This window comes from Rhizobium sp. SVR5-9E (assembly GCF_056755095.1).
This window is the reverse complement of sequence record NZ_JBNDHS010000001.1, coordinates 259,514-283,461: the sequence shown is the minus strand read 5'-3', so window position 1 is coordinate 283,461 and position 23,948 is coordinate 259,514. Positions and strand designations below refer to the sequence as shown.

Genomic DNA, 23,948 nt, shown 5'->3' with positions numbered 1-23,948 from the left:
ACATTGGCCGTTTGCCAGAGGTGACAATTCAGAAGGTGGTGGAATACCCGTTGGTGCTCGTTAGCACCCACAGCAGCGTGCGACGATCCATCGAGGCATCACTTGCTAGCAGCACGCCCTTTGTGTTTCCAGTGAAGGAGGTCATGAACTCCGCGAGCGCGGTGGGCTTGGTCCGGGCGGGGTTTGGTCTGACGGTCTTGCCTTCGGCCGCCATGGAACTGCGTGCGAAGACAGGGCTTCATTGTCGCAAGATCAGCGATTGCTTCCGCCATATCGTGCTTTTAAGACGGCGCGGGATTCTCCCTTCGCATGCCAGTGCTGCCTTTGCTGCAATGGTGACTGCTCGATTTGAAGGGATCCTCGTCCCGTTGAGTGATGAACTCGTCACGCGAGAGTCTTTGCTCAAGGAGGCCTGATAAACGACGGCCGAATTGGCCGCCGTTCCTTAGAATCGATGAGATCAAATATGATCATTCGATCTTGATGCCCGCGTCCTTGATGACCTTTCCGTAGCGGTCAACTTCCGAATTGATAAATTCTGCAGCTGCGGCTGAAGTCCCGCCGCGTTTTGTCATGCCGTTTGTTTTAAGGAAATTGGAGAGTTCCGGTGATGCCAGGGCCTTTTCGGTTGCGTCGTGCAATTTCGCAACGACGGCATCCGGGGTGTTGGCCGTGGTCAGCAAAGCATACCAGGTGCCATAAGCAAAACCGGGAAGTCCCGCTTCCGAAACAGTCGGCACGTCGGGAAAGGAGTTTGCGCGCTCCTGCGAGGTGATTGCCAGCGGCCGTATCTTGCCTGCTTCAATGAGCGGTCCGGCCGTCGTTGGCGTGATCAGGCTGAGATCGACAGTGCCTGAGGCCACGGCGACCGAAGCCTCCGCATTACCCTTGAACGGGATGTGCGCCATATCGATTCCTGCTTGAAGCCCAAGCGCCGCAGTAACGATATGAGCATGGCTGCCGACACCGGCCGTACCATAATTCACAGTGCCCGGCGAAGCTTTTGCGACATCAATGAAATCCCTGAGTGACTTGGCGGAAAAGCTATTCGTTACGGTGACGAGATAGGGGCTTTCCGAGAGCACATCGATGGGCGCGAATGCCTTCCTCAAGTCATAAGGGAGGTCGTCGCGGATGCTTGGCAGGATGGCTTCACTCGCCGACACAACGAGCAAGGTATAGCCATCGGGATTAGCCGTAGCTACCTTCTGACCGGCGATCGTCCCGCTGGCTCCGGGAAGATTTTCCACAACAACCGGCTGTCCAAGCGTTCTTTGCATGTTATCGGCAATTGCGCGCGCCAAAAGGTCGGTGCCGCCTCCGGCGGCCAGCCCGACATAAATCGTGATCGGCCGGTCCGGATAGGACTGGGCCGAAGCCGGATTCGCGCCGGTATACAGCAAGCCTGCGGCGGCAACGGCCGTCAAAAGTGTTTTCAATATCATTACTTACCCTCTCATAAGAATAGATGTGGCAATCGGCCAGCGCTGTCCGACGCCGCTCGGTACTATCGCAAGCGGGGTATAACAAGGTCAATAGTAAAGGAAAATTTATAATCTTTCTTTATAAATCGGTGCGGTCGGTCGTTATGAAATGACCTTCAGGGTGTTCTTAACGGACGAGGATTAGCCTCGTTTGATTTGTCACAGACTTTGCATCAATGATGGCGATGGCATTCATTCGGCTCCGCCCTGCGATAGACCTTGCCCGGAGTCGGATGTTGTTTCAGTTCGTCCAACCTAGCCATGTCTTTCACCTGGCAGGCTGCGAAAGGCCGTAGAGATCGGCAACGTCAGCCGGAACGGTTTGCTCGCACAACGATTTGTTCCCAGATGGAAAGATGGTCTTTCCGAAATAGCGCTTCGCCTGGCGCGCCTCCGTAGTTAAAAATCTTAGAATTACCCGAGCTTGGGTGGAGGACCCAAAACTCTGCAGCTCATACGAGCAAGAAAAAAGCACTGAAGATTTCAGGGAGGGAATCGAGCAAGTGACTGATGAGCGTATGAAGGTGCACGCTCTTGGCCGTATGGCCTTGACGCAAGCGCCGCAGGAGGAGGGCCGCGACTGGTTCGGCAATTTCAACTGGAGCAACATTGGGCTTTGGGTGCTCATCGCGGTCACGGCCAGCATAGTCCTACCGCCGTTTGTCTTCCTTCTGCAGACAAGTTTCCAAGTCCAGCGGCTGGGCGAGAGCAGCTACACTTTTGGAAATTACCTCAGAGTCCTCCAGCTCAGCGGCTGGCATCTGTGGCAGACGACGCTGATATTCTCCATTGGCTCGTCATGCCTATCAATAGTACTTGGCTTCAGCGCCGCCTGGCTTGTGGTGAGGACCAACGTGCCGTTCCGCCAAACAGTCTATGTCGGCGCCTTCCTATCGCTCGCCGCGCCTCTCATCGTCAAAGGCATCGGCTGGATAATGCTTCTCGGCCCCAACAACGGGCTGATCAATATCTGGCTGATGCACGCTTTTGGGCTCGAGTCGGCGCCGCTTCATCTCTATGGCATCGGCGGTATGATCTTCGTCGAAGGTCTCCTGTGGACGCCTGTTGCATTCCTTTTGGCGCTGCCGCCGCTCATGGCGATGGACCCCTCGCTTGAGGAGGCTTCGTCGGCCTGCGGCGCGCGCCGCTGGCAGATGCTCTGGTATGTGACCTTGCCGCTCGCCCGGCCAAGCATCATGGCGGTTTTCCTGCTGGCGCTGATCCGCTCGCTCGAATCCTTCGAGGTTCCGCTGCTGATCGGCACGCCGGGCCATGTCGAGACGATCACGACGGCGATCTACCATGCCATGCATTCCGGCTTCGTTCCGAGCTACGGAGAAGCAACGGCCTATTCCGTGCTGCTGATGGGCGTCGTTGCCCTGCCGCTCGTTTGGTATTACCGATCGACGCGCGAGAGCGCTCGTTATGCGACTGTGACCGGCAAGGGTTTTCGTCCCGCGCGCATTGAACTCGGCAGATGGAGATGGCTTTGCGCGGCCGTCGTGCTGATCATTCCGCTTTCGTTGGCCATGCCTGTGCTCGTGATGCTCTACGCCTCGTTCCTGCCGTTCTACGGCTCGCCGTCGCTCGACGCTTTCCAGACGATGTCATTCGACAACTATATCTCCATCTGGAGCCGGGCCAACATTCTGTCCGGCATATGGAACAGCGTCGTCATAGGTTCGATCAGCGCTACCGTGGTCGCCGGCTTCACTCTGCTCCTCGCCTGGATGGTGATCCGCAGCCGTCATCCGGCGAGGTGGTCGCTCGATGTGCTGGCGTCGCTGCCGCTTGTCTTTCCGGGTATCGTCGCCAGCATAGCCATCATGATCCTGGCCCTCTTCCTGACGCGCTGGATTCCGATCTACGGCACGATCTGGGTCCTGGTTCTCGCGTTCCTCCTCAAGTTCATGCCGTTCGGCATGCGCTTCTGTTATTCGGGCATACTGACGATCCACAAAGACCTGGAGGAGAGCGCGCGGGCGAGCGGTGCGCCTCCCTGGACCGTGCTCCGCAAGATCGTGCTGCCGCTGACGATGCCGGCTGTCCTGGCGACATGGATTTATGTGTTCATGCATGCCATCCGCGATCTCTCGACTGCCATCCTTCTCTCCGGTCCCGGAAATTCGATCGCTTCCATCGTGATCCTCGATCTCTGGAATAATGGCGAGATACCGGAACTGGCGGCGCTCAGCATTGTCATCTGCATCGGCGTCACGGTCATGGGCGTATTTTTCATGCGCCTGTCAGGAAAGAGAGGCCTGAAGGCCTGAAGCATCGTCTCCGCCGTCTCGCGGCCGCACAGAAACTGGAGAAAGTCACGTGCTGGAAGTCACAAATGTCAGCAAACAGTTCACCGGAGGCGACGGTGCGAAGTTCAACGCCGTCGACGGCGTGACCTTCAGCGTCGCGGAGGGGCAGCTGTTCACCTTGCTCGGCCCGTCGGGCTGCGGCAAGACGACCACGCTGCGCTGCATAGCGGGTCTGGAACACGCCCAGCGTGGCGAGATCCGGATCGGCGGCACGACGGTGTTCGCGCCGGCCCGGCGAATCAACGTGCCCGTGCATCGCCGCGACTTCGGCATGGTCTTTCAGTCCTATGCCATCTGGCCGCACATGAATGTCTTCGACAACGTAGCCTTTGCTCTGAAGGTGGCACAGCCGGTGCCGCCGCGGGCCGAGATCGTGCAGCGCGTCAACGATGCACTGGAACGCGTCCACCTCGGGCATCTCGCCTCCCGCGACGCCGTCAAGCTCTCGGGCGGCCAGCAGCAGCGCCTGGCGCTCGCCCGTGCATTGGTGCGCCGGCCGAAGCTGCTGTTGCTCGATGAGCCGCTGAGCAATCTCGACGCCAAGCTCCGCGAGGACATGCGCAGCGAGTTGAAACGGCTGCAGCAGGAGCTGAATATCACCAGCCTGTATGTCACCCACGACCAGTTCGAGGCGCTGGCGCTGTCGGATGTCATCGCGGTGATGAACGACGGAAAGGTGCAGCAGATCGGTTCGCCGAAGGAGATCTACGAAAGGCCGGCCAACCGCTTTGTCGCGAAGTTCATCGGTTCGACCAACTTCATTCCCGGTAAGGTGCTCGATCGCATCCCGGCAACGGCGGACGCGCCGGCTAGCCGCCGGGTCGAGACGCCCATCGGCATCCTGTCATGCATGGCCGGCACGCTCGCGGAGCGCGGAGCGCCGGTTTTGGTCGCCATGCGGCCGGAGCACGTATCCGTTTCCCATGCGGGGTCGGTGGAGGCTGAAAACACCGTTGTCGCTCGGGTAGAGGGGCTCACCTATCTCGGCGAATGTACGGAGATCGAGACGCGTATCGGCGGACATGCGTTCAAAGTAAGAGCCCATCCGGACTTCGTGTCGAAGGTGGGCGATACCATCCGGCTGCAACTTCCGGCCCATCGCTGCGTCCTTCTGCCGGAGGATGCAGCGTCAAGCGCGAAGCGTGTCGAGGCGGTCAGCGCCTGAGGTGCCCGACCGCTCGGAAATCTGAGCGAAAAGCCTTGGCGCTTCGGAGGAGCGCGCCGGGAAAGGTCGTGCGCTGATTATGGCCGTCAGGCCGAATTTTTAGCCGGGCCTGGTCCCGGGGCCGGCGGCGGGGAGGCCGATGCCGGAGCAACTGATGACTGCGGCTTTCGCGCAGGCGAAAGCGGCCAACCCATGGAGGAATCGATGTTCACATTCGCTTACCGACGCGCCTTGGTCGCGTTAGGCACCGGTATCCTGATTGCAGCGTCTGTCTTGCTCGCCCCGGCCTGGGCGCAGGATGCGGATAAGGTGAAGGAGGTGGCCAACTACCATGGCGAAGACCGCCAGGCGATGCTCGAAGCCGGCGCGAAGGCCGAGGGCAAGTTGGTGATCTATACGACTGGCACGCAGATCGATCCGCTCGTTGCCAAGTTCCATGAAAAATACCCTTTCATTGCCGTCGAGCAGCTGCGCGCCAGCGCGTCTGATATCGCCCGCCGGGTCTTCGAGGAATACCGTGCTGGCTATTTCGCCGTCGATGGCTTCGAACTGTCGGCTTACGGCCTGATTGTGCCGCGCGACAACGGGGCACTGCTGCCATTCTACTCGCCCGAGGCAGCGAACTTTCCCGACAACGCCAAGGAGACGAACGGGAACTGGATCGTCGTGCGCGAATCCTATCCGGTCCTCGGCTACAACACCAAGCTCGTTGCCGAAGCGGACGTTCCGAAGACGTTCGACGACCTGCTCGATCCCAAGTGGAAGGGCAAGATGGCGGTCTCCGGATCGCTCTCAACCACCGGAAACTGGATTGGCTCCCTTGTAATCTCCAAGGGACCTGATTTCGTGCGTCAGCTCAAAAAGCAGGATATCCGGGTCTATGAGGTGACGGGCCGCGCGCTGGCAAACCTGCTCGTCTCCGGCGAGGTCGCCATATCTCCGAATGTCTATGACTCTCACATTCTGGCGAGCCAGAAGGCGGGGGCGCCGGTCGCATGGCGCGCGCTCGGGCCGGTCACCGTCACGGATACAAGTGTCGCACTCGCTTCGCGGGCTCCTCATCCGCACGCGATGATGCTCTTTGCGGATTTCCTGATGTCCAAGGAGGGGCAGGAAATGTACAAGACGCTCGGCTATTCGTCGCCTCGCACCGACATGCAGACGGGAACATCTCCGAAGGAAAAGATCTATCTCTCCAACCGGCCGAACTACATACAGGAGTTCGAGGAGTGGTCCGCCCTCTTCAAGGAGGTTTTCCTGCGGTCCGGCCAGTGATGACTGGCGGCCGTCGCGACACGGCGGCCACGCCTGCGATGGGCGGGTTCATGCTATTGTTTTTGTGTCTCCAAGGAGCAGCTAAGTGTTCGAAGAATTCGTCCCGCGCAAGAAGATCGGGTATCTGGCGCCGTTACCTGTTATCGACAATCAGCCATATGAATTCTATCGCCTCGCACCACCCGGCGTCATGATGGTGATGACGCCGGTCGGTCTCGGCGAATTCTCCAAAGAGGATGTGGAGCGCGTGTACGAACCCGTCGACAGGCTGGTCGACAGCCTGACAGAGCGCGGCGTCGACATCATTGTCATGGCCGGCGTTCCGCTGCCGCTCCTGATCGGCATCGAGGGCCACGACCGGCTGATGGATCATATCTCTGCGCGCGCGGGCGTGCCTGCGGTCTCTCAGGTGGGCAACGTCACTGCAGCGATGCGGCACCTCGGTCTGCGTAACGTCGTCGTCGCCAACAAGTGGACGGACGAGATGAATGCGTCGCTCGGCGCTTTCATGGCTCGCGAAGGGGTTTCCATGGCCGGCGTTTCCAGCCAGTCCATGGCACCGAAGGATTTCGTGCGCATGCGTTCTCAAAACAGCATGGAATTGGCCTATGAACTCGGCCGGAGGGCCTTTGAGCAATTCCCCGAAGCCGACGGCCTCTACATCGGCGGGGGCGCCTGGATTTCGCAGCCGGTCGTGGAGAAGCTGGAGGAAGAGTTCGGCAAGCCGGCGATCTGCAATCAGACGGCCATGCAATGGAACGTCTTGAGCATACTAGACGTGAGGGAGCCGGTAGAGGGCCACGGCAAGCTCCTTGCGAGTGGCGCCTGCGTCTGAGTGCACTTTTGCGTGAGACTGCCAGCCGCTGATTTCTTGGTTTCCCGGATGCTGATTGATGGCCAACTGAGCGAAGCGAAAACGACGGCTGGCTGGCTTCGCTCAATCCGGCGGACGAGCAACTGATCGGCGGGCGCCGGCGGCGACCGTCGCTGCGCGGCTACCGGAACGGGCCGCGGAAATCCTTGAAATCGAGGTTAAGCACGCCGGTAACACGATCGGCAAGTTGCAGTGTTATGTCGAGGCTACGGAAGATTCGAATGCGGATGCATCCCCTCGGCTCGTTATCCCGACTGTCCGACTGATAGCCTCTCGACCAAGAAGTCGATGAGTACGCGTATTTTCGTCGGCAGCTTCTCGAAGTTCGGGAACAGGAGCTGTAGTTGCTGGTCCGTGATGATTCGGTCTTCGAACAGGCTCACCAGCGCGCCTTGGGCAATCAGATCGTCCGCGGCAAAGTTCAGCATCCGCGCGACGCCGAAGCCGTTCGTCGCCGCCTCCCGGATGACCAGCGGGCTGTTTGACCGCAAGGCGCCATTGACGCGCAGTAGCTTCTGCCCGTCGCCATCGGCAAAACTCCATTCATCTGACTGAGGCTGGTTGAGTAGCACTAGGCAATTGTGGTCGAGCAGATCCTCGGGCCGCTCCGGACGGCCCTTGCGCTCCAGATAGGCGGGTGACGCAACGATCCGGTACGGAACCGGCCGGAGCGATCGGCGGCGGATGTTGGGCGATCCCGGATTCCCCTCGCGCGTCAAGTCATTGGTGCGAAAGCCGATGTCGAAGTCGTGCTCGATCATGTCGAGGCCCGGCTTGCCGAAGACCATCTCGATCCGGATGTCCGGATGGCTATTCATGAATTCCAGGATCAGGGGCCAGACCAGGATCTGGCCGGCGCCGGGCGACGAATGGATTCTGATGTCGCCCTTCATCTCTATACTGAGGCAGTCGGCAGCAGCGCGACCCTGCTCGATCTCGCGCAAGCCGCGGACGCAGCCGTTGTAGAATTCCTGGCCAGCGTCGCTGATGGACAGTGTATGGGTCGTTCTGTGTATCAGCTTGACGTCGAGGTAACGCTCCAGCCGGGCAATGCTCTTGCTAACCGCAGATTCCGAGAGGTTGAGGGCCTTGCCGGCGGCGGAAAAACTACCAAGATTCACCACCTTGATGAAGAGCTGAAGGTCTCGAACGTATATCAAACCCGGCTGCTTTCTCTCTGTCCTCGGCCTCGGGCAGCATCGACAACGTCACAACGCCGCGGACTGTGACGGCGCCGGACCCCTCATGCCCGGGAGGCAGCCGAGGGCAGCGCGACCGTCGCGGTCTCCGGCAGACAGATCGTCACAGTGGAGCCGACGTCCACGCCAGCCACGGGTGCGCAGCGGACCGTGAGGCTGAGATCGTGTCCCATGACCACTTTATACTCCAGAAGTTCGCCGAGAAAAGTCTCGCCGAGCACCGTTCCTTCGAACCGGTTGGCGCCATCGATCTTTTTGGGTGACGAAGCGCTGAGCGTAATGCTTTCCGGGCGGACCACGATCGATACGCTGTCGTTAGCCGCGGCCGGATGGCGGAAGCGGCAGCGGAGTGGCCCGATCGGTATCATGACGCTGCCAATATCACACGACGCCGGCGCACTCTGCACGGTGGCACTCAGCATGTTGCTCTTGCCTATGAAGTTGGCGACGAACTCGCTGTTGGGTTCGTGGTAAATCTGCTTCGGAGTTCCGAGTTGGACGACGCGTCCTTCGTTCATCACCGCGATCCGATCAGAGAGGGCGAGGGCTTCGGCCTGGTCGTGCGTGACGTAGATCGAGGTGACGCCCCATTCCTTCTGGAGTCGCTTCAGTTCATCGCGCATCTGCTCGCGCAGCTGCGCATCGAGATTGGACAGCGGCTCATCGAGGAGCATTAGCTTTGGCTCGCGCACGAGCGCCCTGGCGAGCGCCAACCGCTGCTGCTGGCCGCCGCTGAGCTGAGTCGAAGGGCGGTCGATGTAACGGGCGAGGCCGACCACGTCCAAAACGTCGCTGACGCGCTTACGGATTTCGCTTTCGGCCATGCGTTTCCGTCGCGAGACGCGCAGCGGATAGGCGGCGTTCTCGAAGACGTTAAGGTGCGGCCAGATGGCATAGGACTGGAATACCATGCCGATGTCGCGGTCATACATCGGAGTGAAGACGCCGGCCTCGGCGTTGAAGAGGCTGCGATCCGCGAGCCGGATAACTCCACGGTCCGGCAACTCTAATCCCGCGATTGACCGCAGCGTTGTCGTCTTGCCGCAGCCGGAAGGGCCGAGGAGGGTGAAGAGCTCACCCTCGGCAACCTCGAAGTCGATGCCGAATATGCCGCCCGCCGTGCCATCGGAGGTAACATATCGCTTGTAAAGGTTTTCCAGCGCCAACATATCATCGCTCCAGGATCGATCAATGGACGGAGAGGCCGAAGCGCCTCGAGAGAATATAGAGGATGACGCTGACCACCGTCATGAACGCCATCCAAGTGAGGCCCATGGCGGCCAGCTCGTTAATCTGACCGTTGCTCCAGAGGTCGAACAGCGTCACGGCCACCAACTGCGAATGCGGCCCGGCGAGCAGCAGCGGCATCGAAACCGCGCGGACGGACAGCAGGAAGATGAGCAGCCAGGAGGTTACGATCGGCGGCAGCAGCAGCGGCACGACGATCCGCACGAAGGTGGTCCACGTGCGGGCGCCGGCGACACCGGATGCTTCTTCCAGTTCCCGGTTTATCTGCAGCGCACCGGTGTAGGCATAGCGCATGCCGTAGGGCAGGTAGTGGACGAACGAGGCGATGACGATCGACAGCACCGTGCCGTAGAGCCCGAAGGGTGTATTCAGGAAGATCTGGAGGAAGGCCACGCCGAGCACGATCGACGGAAAGATCAGCGGCAGGGTGGCGAGTTGATCGAGCAGCCACGCACCGCGGACGCGCCGGACGACGAGCCACGCGCACAAGGCGCCGGCGCCGGAGGAGAGCGTGGCCGCGCCGACGCCGACGATCAACGTGTTGAGGATCGAACTTCGAAACGAATAGGACTGCGCGACGAGGACATAGTTGTGGAGGGTTACCCGTGTCAGCGATGCAGTGTTGATGCCGTCGTAATAGGGCAGCAGCGACGCCCACAGCACCATGCCGACCGGCAAGACGATGACGAGCCCGATAAAACCGATAAGGATGGCGGCGGCGAGGTAGCGCCAGCGCCCGAGGTCGATCACCCGTGGCCGGAAGCCCTTCCCGGTGATCGTCTGGTAACGCTCGGCGTGGCGCGAGATGCGGCTGTACCAGCGCAGCAGGATCATCACCAACAAGAGCAGTATCACCGAGAAGGCGGCCGATTGCCCGTAGTCCGGCGGCGTGCGCGAATTGACAGCGTCGAAAATATCGGTGGTGATCACCGAGACGCCACCCGGCAGCCCGACCAGCGCCGGTACCTCGAAGGATTCGAACGAACGAATGAAAACGAGGAGCATCAAGGCGAGAATACCGGGGATGCAGAGCTTCAGCGTGATGCGCAGGAAGGTCTGGAGAACTCCGGCACCGCTCATCATGGAGGCCTCCTCAAGGCTCGCATCGGATGATCGCAGCACCGCCGACAGGAGCAGATATGCAAGCGGCGTCCAGATGAAGCCTTCGATCAGGATCATTCCGACCATCGAGTAGACGTCGAAAACCGGTTGATTGCTGCCGGTCAGCGCCATCAGGATCGCATTGAGCGGTCCCGCCCGTCCGAGCACGAGCAGCCAGGCGGCCGTGTAAAGAACGTGCGGTGTGCCGAGCGAGACGACCGACACGACGATCATATAGCGCCGCAGCGGCGTATCCGTTCGTTCCACGATCCAGGCGATTACAACCCCGATGACAATGGCGACGATCGCCGCACCGACGGAATAGATCGCGGTATTGAGAAGGTTGGCGAAGAAGCGCGGGTTGTCGAGTATCCCGGTGAAGTGCGCGAAAGTGAACTCGTCGAAATAGCCGAGGAAGGTGGTGGTATAGAGGCTGGAGATAATGAGATAGGCTACGGGGGGGAGCACGAGGACGGCAAGGACCACCAGCAGCACGATCACACTCGGTGGTGGCGGCGTCCAACGCCGGCTATGTCCGGGTAGGATCATCGCGGGAGCGATATTGCTCATGTCGGTATTCTGCATTGCCATGTTTCGGCGTCCCGATAATGCTGTCGGCACTCTGTGAAGGGTGCGGCTGAGAAGCGGACGCGGCGCTCGGCCACGTCCGGTAACGGTCATGCGATCAGGGGCTTCGTTCAGCGGGTGGCACGGCGCCGGCCCGGCCCTTGGTCAGCGCGAGGTCTTCTTGAATATTTCCATCGTGTCCGCCTGCATCTGCTGCGAATCCTCCGGCGTAACCAGCAGCATGTCGCGGCCGTTCAGGGCCGGTACGGTCGGCCGCTGCGCCTCTGGCGGTGCGACGTCGGGATGGGCCGGGATATAGTTTGCGTCAGCGAGGAAATGCTGACCCGCCTTGGAGAGCAGGAAGTCGATAAAGAGCATTGCGGCATGTGGATGCGGCGCCGTCTTCAGCAACTGGATATGGTCAGGGCGAGCAAGCGTTGGATTGGGCGAGACGAACCAGACCGGGGCGCCCTTTTCATGACTGATGATCACATGATGCAGAGCGGCCGACAGCAATATGTCGTGCTCGCCTGCGATCACCTGATCCAGAGCCGCCCGGACGCTTCCGGTCAGAGCGGCTACGTCCTGCTTGGCGAGCTTGTCGAAATAGGCCTCTGCCTTCTCCTTGCCCCAGAGTTTGATGAGATAGTTGATCACCAGCGGCCCGCCGGTCTCCTGGCTGTCGGTCCAGACCATGCGGCCTTTCCACTTCGGATCGAGCAGATCTTCCCAGGTCTTGGGAGCCTCCGCTTCCGAAATCCTGGAGGTGTTGTAGCCGATACCGGTGTAGGTGAAGCGGATAGAGGCCCAGAGATGGTCTTTCTGGATGAATTCAGCAGGGTATTCAGCGAGCACTGGCGAGTCGAACGACTGCAGCAGTCCGGCCTTGGCGAGCGCGGCCGAAGTGCTGGCCACGACGACGTCGGCTTCACTGACGCCGGCGCGCGCCTGTGCGAAGACCTGCTGGATGATCTGCTGGGAATCGTTGCGCGAGAATTGGAGGTCGATATACGGATATTTCGCCTCGAACGCCTCCTCCAGTGGTCGCGCCGCCTGGTCCACGATGAGCGAAGTGCTGAGAATGACGGAACCTTCCTTGCGAGCTCCCTCTTCGAGGATGCTCTGGCGGTCTGGCCCGGAAAGATGGGCGATCTTATCGATGTCTTCTGCGCGGACTGCGGTAACGGCAAGCGCCGCCACCAGAACGCCGAGCGTGAGCACGCTCGTTCTGCCTATCTTGATCATGAATAATCCTGCTCTGTAACTGTCGCAAATTTTTTGGTCGCCTTCAGGCGGCGACGCGATTCCTATTCATTGCGAGGCCGAGCCTCCTCCTTCTCAGGTGCCAGCCGAATACCGCTCTGGGCATTAGCCTCCTCCGTCTGGTTACGCCGTCGCAACGACGGCGTTGATGGAGGGAGAGCATGCGTGTGACCAAGTCTCCTCCCTCCGTCACAGTCGCATTTTTAGGCTTCGATCGACGCCATGAGGTAATGAAACGTCTCCATCCCAACATAGTAAAGCCGTATGTCGGGAAAGACCATTATTCCTGATCGTCATTACGGGTTCGAGCGGGAAGTAAAGGGTTTTGGCCGGCATCGTTCCTCATCGGCAATTCCATCATTCCGTTGGTGCGCTTCCACCGGAATTGATCCTTTGACAGAAGTGCCGCCGAGCAACTGCTGCGAGAGGAACGCTGGTCGGTTTGGTTCTGGCCTCACGTTTTTCGATGACCTAGGTCCAGCTTCGCAGCTGAAGGCCCATAACGAAGAATTGCTGGTATGGAGAATGCGATGTCTCAGAATGTAATCGAGCTTCAGAACGTGAAGGTTGAGCGCGAGGGCGGCACGACTTTCATCTACTTGAATCGGCCTGAAAAGCGGAACGCGATGAGCCCGCAATTGCACCTGGACATGTGCGAAGCACTTGAATGGGCTGAAGAAGACGATGCAACCAAGGTTGTTGTCCTATCGGGAGCGGGCGGCAACTTCTGTGCCGGGCAGGATCTGAAGCTGTATTTCCGCGGAACCGAAGACGATCCGAAGGCCCGCGCCCGCGCCCGTCGTGCGGCCCATTCCTGGCGCTGGGACAAGCTCTCGAACTTCCCCAAACCGACCATCGCCATGGTTCACGGCTACTGTTTCGGCGGTGGTTTCACGCCGGTCATCGCCTGCGATTTTGCGATCGCGGCTGACGACGCGACCTTTGGCGTATCCGAGGTGAACTGGGGCATCATTCCAGGCGGACTGGTCGCCTGGGCGATCACTCAGGTGATGAACTATCGGGATGCGATCTACTATTCCGCCACCGGCGAACAGTTCAGCGGCAAGGAAGCCGCCGCAATGAAATTCGTCAACAAGTCAGTCGCGCTCCAGGATCTGAAGCCCACCGTCCTTGAGCTGGCCAAGAGCCTGCAAGCGAAAAGCCCCGCGGCACTGCGCTACACCAAGGAAGCCATCCGCGCCGTACGCTCGATGTCGAGGGAACAGGCCTTCGATTATCTCAACGCAAAGAGCGACGCGCTGAAATACGCCGATCCCGAGGGCGGCCGTAAGAAGGCAATGTCGCAATTTTTGGATGATAAGACCTACAAGCCAGGTCTGGGAGCCTACAAGCGCTGAAGGTTTGAAGGATAACGGCGACGGGATTCCGTCAAGAGGTCATTGTGCTTCGAAGCCGCTTTAGAAGGCGGCGATGGAAATAGACCCGGTGGATGGCGACACGGCCGATACGAGACGCCGGGAAGCAGAGAGTTGGGAGATGTGATGGACGATCACCACCATACGCATGATGCCGAGGGCCCTGCGGGGTACTATCACTCGAAGAAGGATCGTGTGTTCGTGCGCGCGATCGAAGGCGCGTACAATCTGACCGAGGAACTGAACCGTCTGCGCGCCATGCCGCGTGTGCGCAAGGCCAGGGATATCAAGTTCGTCGATGGACCGCAGGCTTACAGCCGTCACTATGTCGAGCCTGAGCACGGCATCACCCAGACCTTCCACCTGCATCTCGAGGAATACGGGCCAGGCGGCAAGAGTCAGAAGCACGGCCATGTCAACGAGGCCGCCTTCTACATCCTCGACGGGGACGGCTACGAGGTCCACGACAACATCCGCTACGACTGGACTGCGGGCGACATCGCGATCGTACACAACAACTGCGTGCACCAGCATTTCAATGCCTCTGACACCAAGCCGGCGCGGGCTCTCGTCATCAAGACCAAGCCGATGTACCTGTTCATGAACATGCTGTTCCAGAAGACCGTCGAGCCGCGCCACACCAGTCCTGCGCCCGGAGGCGAAGATTTTGTAGTGCGCGAGAAGGAAGAAAACTTCAACCACGGTGAGGAATACTGAGATGGCCTGGGGCGAGAACACGCGATGGATCGCCGGCGGGGACAACAAGGCGCTCTACCAGGCGTTGCTTGACGATGCCACCGAGGCGCCGGCGCGCAACGCGCTGCGCAAGAAGATCGTGCGTCCGGCAGAGATGCCGTGGGAGATGTCGCGCCAGGGCCTGCTCAAGCATCTGATCAACGAGCAAATGAACACGCGAATGGAAACGGTCGACGCCTATATGCAGATCATCCCGCCCGGCAGTTGGTCAGGCAAGCACCGGCATCTGGCGGAAGAATGCCTCTATGTTGTTGAAGGGCGCGGCTACGACCTCCATCAGGATTGCGACGTAGAGATCACCGACACGTATTTCTGGAAGCCGCAGGATGAGATCAAGCGGTTCGAGTGGGAGGCGGGCGACGTCATCTACATCCCGCCGAACACGATCCACCAGCATTTCAACGCCGATGAATCGAAGCCGGCGCGACTCATTTCGGCTATCAATCGCGTCTTCAAACATTCGGGCCTCAATGACCTTGAGCAGATCGAAGACTCGCCCGAATATGACTCTTCCGTTGTGCTGACGACTGAAAACATAAGAGATTATCTGCGTGGCGGCGCCAGATAGTCCCAACGGCATATGACGGGACCTGCCCGGAAACTGCACGCCGGCTAAACACTGCGTGCAAGCGATGCCCGAGGACGACTGATAGGTCGGCCTAGGCGAGCCTTGCCTTCTCACTTTGCGACAGCGCCACCTGAGCTAATGCATAGCCGGCAATTATAACTCGATACCCCGGCGAGATTACCATGTTTGTTCAGATGCCTGGCACGAGCTGACACCAAATGCGGTCTGTCTGCGTCGTTGCTTGAAGGGCGAGTTGATGGAAATGACCATACAGGCGAAAAACCTGTCCGCCAGATGCGCAGTTCTCATCGACACCAATGGTTTCATCCGTCTCTTCAGTAAGATCCCTTCGGCCACGGATATTCCAGATTGGAAAAACGGTGTTTCACATGAGCCTTATTGTCCTGGCTCGCGATTCGATCTCCAATGTCCTGGGAGGACCTAATGCGAATTTTATTTTTGAATCAGGCGCCGCGCGCAAAAGGAAAGAGCCCCGCATATGACGTTGAAGGCATCGAACGCCTTCTGAACGGATATGCCTCACCGGGTACCAAGATCGAAATCGGATTTCCCGACGATTTCGAAGGCTCCAAGATGTTCGAGACAATCGGCAACCAAAGTGTGTTGAACGGTCTCCATCACATGATGGAAACGCCGGCGATAATCCGGAAGATCTTTTGGGCCGCCGAAAATGGCTATGATGCAGTCATTCAGAGCAACACTTTCGATCCTGGGGTGGACGGCGGCAGATTGGCGGTGAACATTCCCGTCATCGGCCTGTTGCGGGCGTCAATGCATGCTGCATTGACGCTGGCCGATAAGGTCGGCATCACCGTCCCCCTTGCCGCCCACGTCCCGTATACATGGCGGATTCTGCGCGGCTACGGGCTGGATGCATTCGTCAGCTCGATCAAGCCGATCGGCATCTACGGAAGCGACATCCAGCAGCGCAAGCAGGAGATATACGGCATCACCGAAAGGTTGATCCGCTCCCTGGTCGATGAAGATGGTGCCGAGATCATTATTCCGCTCGGCGGCGCGCTGATCCCATATGTGGTCAGCCCCGAAGAGCTTTCGAAGACAACGGGCGTTCAGGTTGTCAACACGAAGGCGATCGGAATTCGCTTCGCCGAGATGTGCGTCAAGCAGGGGCTGACGCAGAGCATTCAGACATATCCCAAGGCGAGCATAAGTTCGGACGATTTCGTCGGCCGCATGTAAGTCTCAACTTTAAGGAAGCTTGCAGAGCAGCGAGACTCTTTGATCGCGCGTGGTCCGCGCGCTCGACGCACCTACGCATGGCAATTCGCATGCGTAGGTCCAACCAAACCCATAGAACGCTATTCAATTGCAATAGGTCGAGGACCCATGAAAACCGCAAATCCATTCGCATCGAAAGTCATGGAAATGGCCGAGAGGGAAACCCACGGCTGGAAGATGATGATCGGAGGCAAATGGGTGGAAGCCCGCTCGAGCAAGCGTGCAGTGACTTTTAATCCGGCCTATGACCAGCCGTTGGCGGAAGTGCCGGCTGCGAATGCCGAGGATGTGGCGGATGCCGTCGCAGCCGCCAAGGCGGCATTTCCTGCGTGGAGCCGCCTGCATGTCGACGAGCGCGCAAAGTATCTGCAGCGGTTCGCCGATGGGATACGGGCATGGGCGCGGGAGTTCGGGATGCTAGACACCCTGGACAGCGGCAATCCCTTGCCGGCCATGATCGACGACGCCAACAAAGGCGCCGGACTGCACGACTATTTCTGCGGCCTGGGCATGGAAATGAAGGGACGCACGATTCCGACGCCCGGCGGAGGATTGAATTACACACGGCAGTTTCCGTTCGGCGTGGTCGGGCGCATCATTCCATTCAACCATCCGATCTCGTTTGCGGCGGGAAAAATTGCGCCTCCGCTGGTTGCCGGAAACACGGTAGTGCTGAAGCCCGCAGAGCAGACGCCGCTTTCAGCGATGTTGCTTGGCCGGCTCGTCGAGGAGCACCTTCCCCCGGGCGTGGTGAACATCGTCGTCGGTGACGGACCCAACTGCGGCGCGCCGCTTGCGAGCCATCGGGATGTGCGCCGGGTGGCCTTCACCGGCAGCGTCGAGGTGGGGCGCAGCATCCTCGCCAGCGCGGGGATAAAGCCGGTGAGTCTGGAACTTGGCGGCAAGAACCCGCTTATCGTCTTCCCCGATGTCGACATTGAGAAAGCCGCTGCCGCCGCGGTCTCCGGGATGAATTTCACCCGCTCACAGGGCCAGTCCTGCGGGTCGAATTCACGCGTCTTCGTGCATGCAAAAATCCACGACGCCTTCATGGAAGCCGTCCTGACGCTGGCGTCGAAGATCAAAGTCAGCCTGCCGGAACTGGAAAATGCCCAGATGGGGCCCGTCGTCACCCGTCGTCATTACGATCGCGTCATGGGTTACATCGAAAGCGGCCGCAAGGAAGGTGCCAGCATCGCGCTGGGCGGCACGCATTCGGCCGCGGCGGAACTCGAGTCGGGTTATTTCATCGACCCGACTGTGTTCACGGGCGTGAAGCACGGAATGACAATCGAGCGGGAGGAAATCTTCGGCCCGGTGATGAGCGTCGTCCAATGGACCGACGAAGCGACGATGCTGGAGGAGGTTAACGATTCCGAATTCGGCCTTTGCGCCAACATCTGGACAAACGACATCAGCACCGCGATGCGCTTCGCGGACGATATCGAATGCGCCTATGTCTGGATCAATGGCCACGGCAACAAGCGTTTTAAGGGTGCTCCGTTCGGGGGGATGAAAAGCAGCGGGCTCGGCAAGGAACACTCCCTGGATGAGCTTCTGAGCTTCGTGCAGGAGAAGAATGTCAACGTACGATATTAGCCTTGTCTGATGGGCAGGCTTGAAGCGGCCGAGACGGCGATCGTGTCCGGACCTTAAGGCATTTCGGTTGCTCCAATCTCGCTCCTGCCTGTTGAAGGACTGGCTTGCAAGGAAGGTCTAGAGATATGCGCAACTCTTGAAACAGCCCAAGGCTTTCCGAGCGGCTTCACACTGAGGCACCGCCCGGTTTGGTCGCGGCAGAACTAGCAATTATGGAGGAGCAGATATGACCAGCGACGTAATTACCTTGGAGAACGTGAAGGTTGAGCGCGAGGGCGGCACGACTTTCATCTACTTGAATCGGCCTGAAAAGCGGAATGCGATGAGCCCGCAATTGCACCTGGACATGTGCGAAGCGCTTGAGTGGGCTGAAGAAGACGATGCAACCAAGGTTGTTGTCCTGTCGGGAGCGGGCGGCAACTTCTGTGCCGGGCAGGATCTGAAGCTGTATTTCCGCGGAACCGAAGACGATCCGAAGGCCCGCGCCCGCGCCCGTCGTGCGGCCCATTCCTGGCGCTGGGACAAGCTCTCGAACTTCCCCAAGCCGACCATCGCCATGGTTCACGGCTACTGTTTCGGCGGTGGTTTCACGCCGGTCATCGCCTGCGACTTTGCGATCGCGGCTGACGACGCGACCTTTGGCGTATCCGAGGTGAACTGGGGCATCATTCCAGGCGGACTGGTCGCCTGGGCGATCACTCAGGTGATGAACTATCGGGATGCGATCTACTATTCCGCCACCGGCGAACAGTTCAGCGGCAAGGAAGCCGCCGCAATGAAATTCGTCAACAAGTCAGTCGCGCTCCAGGATCTGAAGCCCACCGTCCTTGAGCTGGCCAAGAGCCTGCAAGCGAAAAGCCCCGCGGCACTGCGCTACACCAAGGAAGCCATCCGCGCCGTACGCTCGATGTCGAGGGAACAGGCCTTCGATTATCTCAACGCAAAGAGCGACGCGCTGAAATACGCCGATCCCGAGGGCGGCCGTAAGAAGGCAATGTCGCAATTTTTGGATGATAAGACCTACAAGCCAGGTCTGGGAGCCTACAAGCGCTAGGTCAGTGGGCAGACGGACAGGTTCGGTCTTCGGCTCCCTGCCTGCAGCATACCGCGAAGAACATCCGCAATAAAATCAAGGTGAGGCAACAAGGTAATGTCGCAGAACAAAATGCAGATCGAAGCATCCTGGGTCTCTGGGGAGATGGAATCAACCGGACACCCCGGGGTGCACGCGCTGCTGAACCCGAAGAATATCGTGATTGTAGGAGCAAGCGAAAAGCCGGGCAACTGGGCTGAGCGGGTGTGGCGCAACGTGCATCGGTATGGGTTTTCCGGCAATGTCTATCCAATCAATGCCAGCCGGGAGGAAGTGTGGGGTGTCCGCTGTTATCCCGACTGCGCGTCCCTTCCGGAAAAACCGGACCATCTGGTCGTCCTCGTGCCGGCGGTCGCCGTTCCGGACGTGCTGCTGGACGCCGCCAAGGCTGGCGCCCGCAGTGCAACGGTTATGACCTCGGGTTTCGATGAGCTCACCGACAGCGCATCCGTCGATCTTGCGACCCGCCTGAAAAAGGTGATTGAGGAGACCGGGCTGGCCGTTTCAGGTCCCAACTGTCTCGGCAACCTCAACGCCAAGGCAAAACTGGTCACCATTCCTGACGACCGGCCGCTGCTCCTGACGCCAGGCCCTGTCGCCATCATCAGTCAATCGGGTGGACTTGCCACAGCAATGAAGCGCGCCCTGCAGGATCGCGGGATCGATGTTTCCGCGATCGTGTCCAGCGGCAATGAGGCGGGCCTGTCGACTGCCGATTACATCCAGCATTTCGCTTCCGACCCGGATGTGCGGGTGATCTTCTCCTATCTCGAGGCTGTGTCTAAACCTGAGCCTTTCCTGGAGGCCTGCCGAGCGGCTCGGGCCTGCGGTAAGGCCGTTGTCGTCATGAAACTCGGGGTCTCCGATATCGGCCGCGAGGCGGCCCAGGCTCATACCGGGGCACTGGCCGGATCCATGCAAGCTTTCGACGCGGTGGCGGGTCAAGTCGGCGTAATCCGTGTCGACAATCTGGATAGCGCCGTCGAGGCCATAGAACTCCTCGCCCACGCGAAATTGCCGGCTGGCAAGAAACTCGGTGCCATCACGTTTTCCGGCGCTATGCGCGGACTGATGCTGGACATAGGACGGGGCCACGGCCTCGAATTCGCCGATCTGGCGCCCGCCACCTACGAGGCCATGGGCAATATCCTCGGCGTCGGCAGCATTCTGGGCAATCCGTTGGACGGAGGTTTTGCCGCCCTGACCAAGCCCACGGCCTATGTCGAGTTGATCGAAACCATTCTGGCCGATCCCAATGTCGACATGCTGCTTTTGCAGGAAGAACTGCCGCGTGACGACGGCTCGACACGAAAGCTCAAGAACCTTGCCGACGTCGAGGCGATAGCATCCAAGGCGTCCAAGCCGATCGCCTTCGTCAGCATGCTGTCCTACGCCATGACCGATTACAGCCGGGAATTGCGGCGATCCCTGCCGCATGTCCCCTTCCTGCATGAAATCGACAAGTCGCTCAAGGTGGTGCGCTCTATCATGGATTACGCGACCACAACGCCGTCGCCACCGCGGATGGCGCAACCGGCAGCGAACAATCCGGCCGACCGACATCTGGAATCGTTTGCCAAGGACAGGATCGGCCCGGTCATCGACGAAGTGCGCTCTAAAGCTTTGCTCCGAGACTACGGAATTGCCGTTCCTCGCGAATATCTGTGCGCCACCGCCGAGGAGGCTGCCACGCGCGCTGCGGAGATTGGCTTCCCGGTCGTGGCCAAGATCGTCAGTGGCGCTCTTCCGCACAAATCGGATGTCGGCGGCGTCATCGTCGGCCTTAACTCCGCCAAGGCGGTCGCGGAGGCCTTCGATCGGTTGATCGCGGTGGCGGAAGGCCTGCCGCAAAAGCCGCCCATTGACGGCATCCTCGTTGCCGAACAGGCGTCAGGCAGTCTGGAACTCGTCCTCGGCGCCTCGCTCGATCCGGAAGTGGGCCCGGTCATTATGTTCGGTGCCGGTGGCATCGACATCGAACTCACGCGCGACGTCGCCCTGGCAGGCTGCCCGCTCGACGAACAGCAGGCGCGTCAGCTTATCGCGAAAACGCGTATCAGCACCATCATGGGAGGTTACCGCGGGCGACCGGCCTGCGACTCCGAATCGGTGGTCAAAGCACTGGTGGGTCTCTCCCAGCTGATGTTCGATGCGGGAGGTCGTATCACTTCCATCGACGTCAACCCTTTCTTGCTGTCGGCCCAGGGAGGGATAGCTCTCGACGGGTTGGTCGTCCTGCGGAGGTGAACAGGGTTTCAGGCTCACGCAGCCTGTCTGCTCTATTGGAACACCGTCCACCTCGGACGGTGCCGTAAGCAGAGCGAAAGCCGGAGGCGCGCCGAATGGGGCACTCCTATCACTTTCCCTTAGTCCATTGCGAGTTGAGCATTAGACTGCTGAAGTCCCTTCGGCGAAAGTTCGGATCCTTGTAGGCCAATACATCGGCTAGACCAGTGCCCTGGGTGGTCTCGCGACGATGCTTGAGGCTGTCGTAGAGGGCTTGCAGAAAAGCATCCGCGAATTGTGGTGGATGTGGGTAAGCAGTCTCGACCGCGTCCCGCTGTGCGGCAGTAAAGTCGTTATAGGCGGCGCCCACAAGGTCCATGTTGGCACCTTCGGCAAGAAGTACAGCGATGGGGTATAGATGCGGGGAAACTCCATTTGTCGTGTGCAGCGCGATCGCGAGCCAGACTCTCTGGCTATCAGCTTCCGAAATGCCGTGGCTCTGTAAGAAATCGCGCGCCGCGTTTGCGCCATCCACTTCATAACGCAAATGACTCTTTCCATAACCTGCCGTCAGGCCGAAATCATGGAACATAGCCGCCGTAAAAAGAAGTTCCGGGTCAAAAACCAGGCCCTTGCGCTTTCCTGCTAAGGCAGCCCAATAATAGACGCGCATAGAGTGCTGAAATAGCAGATCGCCCTCGGCATCACGAACGAACTTAGCTGCGTCGCGTGCCAATTTGCTGTCGGGAACTTTTATGCCCGACACGTCATCAACGGTGTTGGGGATCGCTTTATCGACATTAGACTTGACCGTTTCCGCTTGGCCGTCTGGCGCCCAGGCGAACCCGAAGACTACGAATGCGAGAGCGGCACAAGTAGCAGTGAAGACGCTACGGAACCTCATGGGCTTTCTCCTTTTTTGATCCGAATATGGCTCGAATAACTCATGCCGTTATGCTCGGTCATTTTTCGCCAGCCCATGGCGAGTTCCGCATCAGGGTGCAAAAGTTGCGGGGGTGGAAATGCGGATCCTTGTCGGCCATCACATCGGCCAGGCCGGTACCCTGTGTGGATTGGGGGCGATGCTCGAGCCCATCGTATAGGGCTTGGAGAACATCTTCCGCAAACGCTGGCGGATGCGGATAGGCTGCCTCGACAGCAGTCCTCTGGGCGTCGGTGAAGTCGCCATAACCGAAGCCCACCAGGTCCATCATTACCCCTTCTGCCGTAAGCGCGGCGATCGGATGCATATGTGCGGAAATTCCCGGCGTGGTATGCAGTGCGATGGCAAGCCAGACTCGCTCGATATCGACTTCCGAAATGCCGTGGCTCCGTAGGAAGTCACGTGCGGCGTTTGCGCCGTCGACCTCAAAGCGCAGGTGGCTGTGCCGAAAACCCGCCGTCAGGCCGATATCGTGGAACATCGCCGCCGTATAGAAAAGCTCTGGATCGAATGTCAGCTCCTTGCGGGCTCCAGCCATGGCACCCCAGAAATAGACCCGCGTGGAGTGCTGAAACAGCAGATCATTCTCGGTGTCCCGAACGAAATCTGCCACCTCGCGCGCCAGTTTGCTGTCAGGGATTCTAACACCGGAAATCTCATTGGCGATCATGGTCGTTACTCCATCCGGTTTCGCGATATTGACGTAGCGCCAGCTTAATTGTCGAGGACACCCTGCGGCGTGTTCCGGAAGCTGATGGCCATGCGATTGTAACTGTTCATCAGGCTGATCGCGATCGTAAGGTCGACGAGTTGCTTCTCGTCGAAAACGCTTCGCGCGGCTTCGTAGGCGCTATCCGGCACGCCGGTTTCGGCGACGCGCGTCACGCTCTCGGCCCATGCCAGCGCGGCACGCTCGGTCTCGCTGAAGAGGTTACCGCCTTCTTCCCACGCCTGCAGCAGCGCGAGCTTCTCGACCTTCACGCCCTTCTTGATCAGGTCGCGGGTGTGCATGTCGAGACAATAGGCGCAGTTGTTGATCTGCGATACGCGCAGATAGACAAGATCTACCAGTTCGCTAGGCAGACCGCTTTGCATGACATAGCCATAGACGCCGCCGAGCGCCTTGGCCCCGTTGGGGGCGATCTGATTGTAGTCGAGCCTCTTGGTCATTGTTCTGGTTCCTTCAGTCTTACTTGATGGGGGTCGTGAGTGCCTTGTCGTCGGCGTCGACGACGAAGACGGCAAGCAGCTTTGCCGGCTTGGTTTTGCTTGCGTTTCGGCTGATCGAGTGGCTCGCGTTCGGAGGTTCTGACCAGCTCTCTCCGGCCTTGAAAACACGGGTCACGCCGTCATTCACCTTCGACTCGATCTCGCCCGAGATCACATAGGCGTAGATGAAAGCCGACTTGGCATGCCGGTGGGGCGGGGACGCCGCGCCTGGCGCATAGTCGACTTCAACAACGACAAGCGACTTGCCGGGGACGTTCGGAATCGCCTGTGCGAATTTGGGCGTCACTGTTTCTGTCTGACCGTCATGCGCGGAGGCGGGCACGGCGATCGTGGACGCCAGAACAGCGCTGGCGGCAGCGAGGATGTTACGGACCTTCATGGGCTTTCTCCTTCTGCCTATCCAGATACA

The 23,948-nt window shown here is 59.4% G+C and carries 21 protein-coding genes; 12 read left to right on the top strand and 9 right to left on the bottom strand.

Annotated features, from left to right (window positions below):
- A partial coding sequence (locus ACPYOJ_RS01305; protein WP_481414620.1) for a LysR substrate-binding domain-containing protein occupies positions 1–416 on the top strand: 416 nt, incomplete at its 5' end.
- A gap of 54 nt (positions 417–470) precedes the next feature.
- On the opposite strand, the gene ACPYOJ_RS01300 is transcribed toward ACPYOJ_RS01305, so the two are convergent.
- The gene (locus ACPYOJ_RS01300) at positions 471–1,445 is read right to left on the bottom strand and encodes a Bug family tripartite tricarboxylate transporter substrate binding protein (RefSeq protein ID WP_481414619.1); all 975 of its coding nucleotides are present in this window, start codon (positions 1,443–1,445) and stop codon (positions 471–473) included.
- A 542-nt stretch (positions 1,446–1,987) separates the two neighbouring features.
- On the opposite strand from ACPYOJ_RS01300, the gene ACPYOJ_RS01295 reads away from it, so the two are divergent.
- The 4 genes from ACPYOJ_RS01295 to ACPYOJ_RS01280 all read left to right on the top strand — a co-directional run bounded on the left by ACPYOJ_RS01295 (position 1,988) and on the right by ACPYOJ_RS01280 (position 7,071).
- Positions 1,988–3,757, top strand: a complete 1,770-nt coding sequence (locus ACPYOJ_RS01295) for an ABC transporter permease (protein ID WP_481414618.1) — start codon at positions 1,988–1,990, stop codon at positions 3,755–3,757.
- A 49-nt stretch (positions 3,758–3,806) separates the two neighbouring features.
- Positions 3,807–4,961, top strand: coding sequence for an ABC transporter ATP-binding protein (locus tag ACPYOJ_RS01290; RefSeq protein ID WP_481414617.1), 1,155 nt, complete (start codon positions 3,807–3,809; stop codon positions 4,959–4,961).
- 204 nt (positions 4,962–5,165) lie between these two features.
- Positions 5,166–6,236 (top strand): ABC transporter substrate-binding protein, encoded by a 1,071-nt coding sequence (locus ACPYOJ_RS01285; RefSeq protein WP_481414616.1) that lies wholly within the window; start codon positions 5,166–5,168, stop codon positions 6,234–6,236.
- Positions 6,237–6,321: 85 nt separating this feature from the next.
- Entirely contained in the window at positions 6,322–7,071 is a 750-nt protein-coding gene (locus ACPYOJ_RS01280; protein WP_168829791.1) for an aspartate racemase/maleate isomerase family protein, read from the top strand.
- 284 nt (positions 7,072–7,355) lie between these two features.
- Here ACPYOJ_RS01280 and ACPYOJ_RS01275 read toward each other — a convergent pair whose 3' ends face one another.
- The 4 genes from ACPYOJ_RS01275 to ACPYOJ_RS01260 all read right to left on the bottom strand — a co-directional run bounded on the left by ACPYOJ_RS01275 (position 7,356) and on the right by ACPYOJ_RS01260 (position 12,470).
- Positions 7,356–8,270 carry a LysR family transcriptional regulator gene (locus tag ACPYOJ_RS01275; protein WP_168829792.1) on the bottom strand — a complete coding sequence of 305 codons (915 nt, stop codon included), beginning with the start codon at positions 8,268–8,270 and terminating at the stop codon, positions 7,356–7,358.
- Positions 8,271–8,353: 83 nt separating this feature from the next.
- A complete protein-coding gene (locus tag ACPYOJ_RS01270) occupies positions 8,354–9,478 on the bottom strand; it encodes an ABC transporter ATP-binding protein (protein ID WP_481414615.1) in 1,125 nt (374 codons plus the stop codon).
- A gap of 19 nt (positions 9,479–9,497) precedes the next feature.
- Positions 9,498–11,249 carry an ABC transporter permease gene (locus ACPYOJ_RS01265; RefSeq protein WP_481414614.1) on the bottom strand — a complete coding sequence of 584 codons (1,752 nt, stop codon included), beginning with the start codon at positions 11,247–11,249 and terminating at the stop codon, positions 9,498–9,500.
- Between the two features lie 141 nt (positions 11,250–11,390).
- A complete protein-coding gene (locus ACPYOJ_RS01260) occupies positions 11,391–12,470 on the bottom strand; it encodes an ABC transporter substrate-binding protein (RefSeq protein ID WP_481414613.1) in 1,080 nt (359 codons plus the stop codon).
- Positions 12,471–13,018: 548 nt separating this feature from the next.
- Between ACPYOJ_RS01260 and ACPYOJ_RS01255 the strand changes: the two genes are divergently transcribed.
- From ACPYOJ_RS01255 to ACPYOJ_RS01225, 7 genes are all read left to right on the top strand, one after another.
- Positions 13,019–13,846: a p-hydroxycinnamoyl CoA hydratase/lyase gene (locus ACPYOJ_RS01255; protein ID WP_481414612.1), complete on the top strand. Its 828-nt coding sequence runs from the start codon at positions 13,019–13,021 to the stop codon at positions 13,844–13,846.
- 144 nt (positions 13,847–13,990) lie between these two features.
- Entirely contained in the window at positions 13,991–14,581 is a 591-nt protein-coding gene (locus ACPYOJ_RS01250; RefSeq protein ID WP_481414611.1) for a cupin domain-containing protein, read from the top strand.
- A gap of 1 nt (position 14,582) precedes the next feature.
- Positions 14,583–15,188: a cupin domain-containing protein gene (locus ACPYOJ_RS01245; protein ID WP_481414610.1), complete on the top strand. Its 606-nt coding sequence runs from the start codon at positions 14,583–14,585 to the stop codon at positions 15,186–15,188.
- 444 nt (positions 15,189–15,632) lie between these two features.
- Positions 15,633–16,409 carry an aspartate/glutamate racemase family protein gene (locus ACPYOJ_RS01240; protein WP_481414609.1) on the top strand — a complete coding sequence of 259 codons (777 nt, stop codon included), beginning with the start codon at positions 15,633–15,635 and terminating at the stop codon, positions 16,407–16,409.
- 147 nt (positions 16,410–16,556) lie between these two features.
- The gene (locus ACPYOJ_RS01235) at positions 16,557–18,047 is read left to right on the top strand and encodes an aldehyde dehydrogenase family protein (RefSeq protein WP_481414608.1); all 1,491 of its coding nucleotides are present in this window, start codon (positions 16,557–16,559) and stop codon (positions 18,045–18,047) included.
- 226 nt (positions 18,048–18,273) lie between these two features.
- A complete protein-coding gene (locus tag ACPYOJ_RS01230) occupies positions 18,274–19,101 on the top strand; it encodes a p-hydroxycinnamoyl CoA hydratase/lyase (RefSeq protein WP_481414607.1) in 828 nt (275 codons plus the stop codon).
- A 96-nt stretch (positions 19,102–19,197) separates the two neighbouring features.
- The gene (locus tag ACPYOJ_RS01225) at positions 19,198–21,387 is read left to right on the top strand and encodes an acetate--CoA ligase family protein (protein ID WP_481414606.1); all 2,190 of its coding nucleotides are present in this window, start codon (positions 19,198–19,200) and stop codon (positions 21,385–21,387) included.
- A 109-nt stretch (positions 21,388–21,496) separates the two neighbouring features.
- Here the strand turns inward: ACPYOJ_RS01225 and ACPYOJ_RS01220 are convergent, their stop codons facing one another.
- Genes ACPYOJ_RS01220 through ACPYOJ_RS01205 form a run of 4 tightly spaced genes read right to left on the bottom strand, consistent with a single transcriptional unit; the run spans position 21,497 to position 23,918 of the window.
- Positions 21,497–22,270: an HD domain-containing protein gene (locus ACPYOJ_RS01220; protein WP_481414605.1), complete on the bottom strand. Its 774-nt coding sequence runs from the start codon at positions 22,268–22,270 to the stop codon at positions 21,497–21,499.
- A 58-nt stretch (positions 22,271–22,328) separates the two neighbouring features.
- Positions 22,329–22,979 carry an HD domain-containing protein gene (locus tag ACPYOJ_RS01215; RefSeq protein WP_481414604.1) on the bottom strand — a complete coding sequence of 217 codons (651 nt, stop codon included), beginning with the start codon at positions 22,977–22,979 and terminating at the stop codon, positions 22,329–22,331.
- A 44-nt stretch (positions 22,980–23,023) separates the two neighbouring features.
- Positions 23,024–23,479 carry a carboxymuconolactone decarboxylase family protein gene (locus ACPYOJ_RS01210; RefSeq protein ID WP_481414603.1) on the bottom strand — a complete coding sequence of 152 codons (456 nt, stop codon included), beginning with the start codon at positions 23,477–23,479 and terminating at the stop codon, positions 23,024–23,026.
- A gap of 19 nt (positions 23,480–23,498) precedes the next feature.
- Positions 23,499–23,918 (bottom strand): cupin domain-containing protein, encoded by a 420-nt coding sequence (locus ACPYOJ_RS01205; RefSeq protein WP_481414602.1) that lies wholly within the window; start codon positions 23,916–23,918, stop codon positions 23,499–23,501.
- Positions 23,919–23,948: the final 30 nt, after the last annotated feature.

What these genes read in the sequence shown, in the direction of transcription:
- ACPYOJ_RS01300 (WP_481414619.1), bottom strand. Translation starts at nt 1,445, where the DNA reads ATGATATTGAAAACACTTTTGACGGCCGTTGCCGCCGCAGGCTTGCTG.
- ACPYOJ_RS01285 (WP_481414616.1), top strand. Translation starts at nt 5,166, where the DNA reads ATGTTCACATTCGCTTACCGACGCGCCTTGGTCGCGTTAGGCACCGGT.
- ACPYOJ_RS01270 (WP_481414615.1), bottom strand. Translation starts at nt 9,478, where the DNA reads ATGTTGGCGCTGGAAAACCTTTACAAGCGATATGTTACCTCCGATGGC.
- ACPYOJ_RS01265 (WP_481414614.1), bottom strand. Translation starts at nt 11,249, where the DNA reads ATGGCAATGCAGAATACCGACATGAGCAATATCGCTCCCGCGATGATC.
- ACPYOJ_RS01260 (WP_481414613.1), bottom strand. Translation starts at nt 12,470, where the DNA reads ATGATCAAGATAGGCAGAACGAGCGTGCTCACGCTCGGCGTTCTGGTG.
- ACPYOJ_RS01255 (WP_481414612.1), top strand. Translation starts at nt 13,019, where the DNA reads ATGTCTCAGAATGTAATCGAGCTTCAGAACGTGAAGGTTGAGCGCGAG.
- ACPYOJ_RS01250 (WP_481414611.1), top strand. Translation starts at nt 13,991, where the DNA reads ATGGACGATCACCACCATACGCATGATGCCGAGGGCCCTGCGGGGTAC.
- ACPYOJ_RS01245 (WP_481414610.1), top strand. Translation starts at nt 14,583, where the DNA reads ATGGCCTGGGGCGAGAACACGCGATGGATCGCCGGCGGGGACAACAAG.
- ACPYOJ_RS01240 (WP_481414609.1), top strand. Translation starts at nt 15,633, where the DNA reads ATGCGAATTTTATTTTTGAATCAGGCGCCGCGCGCAAAAGGAAAGAGC.
- ACPYOJ_RS01235 (WP_481414608.1), top strand. Translation starts at nt 16,557, where the DNA reads ATGAAAACCGCAAATCCATTCGCATCGAAAGTCATGGAAATGGCCGAG.
- ACPYOJ_RS01230 (WP_481414607.1), top strand. Translation starts at nt 18,274, where the DNA reads ATGACCAGCGACGTAATTACCTTGGAGAACGTGAAGGTTGAGCGCGAG.
- ACPYOJ_RS01225 (WP_481414606.1), top strand. Translation starts at nt 19,198, where the DNA reads ATGTCGCAGAACAAAATGCAGATCGAAGCATCCTGGGTCTCTGGGGAG.
- ACPYOJ_RS01220 (WP_481414605.1), bottom strand. Translation starts at nt 22,270, where the DNA reads ATGAGGTTCCGTAGCGTCTTCACTGCTACTTGTGCCGCTCTCGCATTC.
- ACPYOJ_RS01215 (WP_481414604.1), bottom strand. Translation starts at nt 22,979, where the DNA reads ATGATCGCCAATGAGATTTCCGGTGTTAGAATCCCTGACAGCAAACTG.
- ACPYOJ_RS01210 (WP_481414603.1), bottom strand. Translation starts at nt 23,479, where the DNA reads ATGACCAAGAGGCTCGACTACAATCAGATCGCCCCCAACGGGGCCAAG.
- ACPYOJ_RS01205 (WP_481414602.1), bottom strand. Translation starts at nt 23,918, where the DNA reads ATGAAGGTCCGTAACATCCTCGCTGCCGCCAGCGCTGTTCTGGCGTCC.